A 1,589-nucleotide genomic window follows, 5' to 3' on the forward strand; every position below is an offset into this window, starting at 1 on the left:
ACATTCCGCACTGATATCTTCTGTATTGAAGACGTCGATGATGCACCCGTATACCATTGACGTCGACACCATCAGATGCGGACCGCGCGGTGACCCCACATTCCGCTGGCGCCCACAGGGCTGCCCTCGTTTCCTGACATGTCCCGCGCGGGCCGCGGCGCGACGATACCGGCGCATGACCTAATAGGAGCATGGAGCGATACCGCGGACCCGATCAACCGCATTCTATCGCGCCCCGTCAGTGTGCCGTCTGCCCGGTCCAGGCGAGCACGGAAAGAACGGAGCGAGACATGAGAACCGAATCGACACCCGGCGCCCGCTGGCCGGTCTTCTGCGGGGTCGACACCCACGCCGACTCGCACTGGCTGTGCGTCCTGGACTGGAGGGGCCGCAGGGTCCTGTCCCGCCGGTTCCCCGCCGACGCGGCGGGCTACGAGGCGCTCGCCGGTGCGATCGCGGCGGCCGGGGAGCCGGCCTGCGTCGCGATGGAGGGGACGTTGTCCTACGGGGCGGGCCTCACCAGGCACCTCGCGTCGCTGGGGATGCCCGTGCGCGAGGCGCTCTCCCCGGCGGGGATGCAGAGGAGGCGCCCGGGGCAGGGGAAGTGCGACGAGGCGGACGCGGAGAGGGCCGCCCGCGCGGCGATGTCCGGCTCAAGGCTCGGGACCCCCAAGAGCCAGGACGGGTGGGTCGACGGGGTGCGCTGCATGCTCGCGGCGCGCTCCGGGGCGGTGAAGGCGCGGACCTCGGCGATCAACACCGCGAGGTCGCTGCTCACCACCGCGCCGGAGGGGCTCAGGTCGAGGTTCCGCGGCATGGGAGGGCCGAGGCTGATGGAGGAGCTCCCCTCCGTGCGCGCCGAGGGCGCGCTGGGCGCCGCGCTCGGAGCGCTGGCGGACCTGTGGGCGGCGGCGCGCGACGCGGCGCTCGACATGGAGCACGCGATCGAGGCGTCCCCGGAGGAGAACTGCCCCGCGCTGCTGGCGATGTACGGGTGCGGCCCCGTGAGCGCGGCCAAGCTCGCGGTCGCGGCCGGGGACAACCCGGGCAGGCTGCGCTCCGAGGCGTCGTTCGCGGCGATATGCGGCGCCTGCCCCGTCCCCGCCTCGAGCGGCAAGACCGTGAGGCACAGGCTCAACAGGGGCGGCGACCGGCAGGCGAACAGCGCGCTGCACGAGATCGCGAGGCAGAGGGTCATGCGCGACCCCGAGACCGCCGAGTACGCCGAGAGGGCGAGGGCGCGGGGGAAGAGCGACAGGGAGGTCATGAGGTGCCTCAAGCGCTACGTGGCCAGGGAGGCGTACCGGGCGCTGATGCGCCCGCACGAGGTCAGGAGGCCCGAGGACGCCTCGGAGCTCGTGGCGGCCAGGCGAGCGGCGAAGGTCAGCCAGGTGAGGGCGGCGTCCATACTGGGCACCAGCGAGAAGTACATCTCGATGCTGGAGAGGGGCCAAAGGGAGCTCAAGCCCATAAGGAGGGCCTACGAGGCATGGGTCGAGGCCGGACTTCCGCTCGATTGGGACAGGCAAGCCTTCGAGGCCGAGCGCAAAATGGATTCTAAAAAACACCTTGCCAAATAGGAGCGTCAG

At 70.7% G+C, this 1,589-nt stretch carries 1 protein-coding gene; it reads left to right on the top strand.

What is annotated here, in order from left to right; translation table 11 throughout:
• Positions 1–290: 290 nt before the first annotated feature.
• Positions 291–1,580 carry an IS110 family transposase gene (locus AAAX75_RS10025; RefSeq protein ID WP_349092072.1) on the top strand — a complete coding sequence of 430 codons (1,290 nt, stop codon included), beginning with the start codon at positions 291–293 and terminating at the stop codon, positions 1,578–1,580.
• Positions 1,581–1,589 lie beyond the last annotated feature (9 nt).

Origin of the sequence: Collinsella sp. CLA-ER-H7 (assembly GCF_040092345.1) — a bacterium.
GTDB lineage: Bacteria > Actinomycetota > Coriobacteriia > Coriobacteriales > Coriobacteriaceae > Collinsella.

Coding starts and splice junctions, on each gene's coding strand:
- AAAX75_RS10025 (WP_349092072.1), top strand. CDS start 291: ATGAGAACCGAATCGACACCCGGCGCCCGCTGGCCGGTCTTCTGCGGG.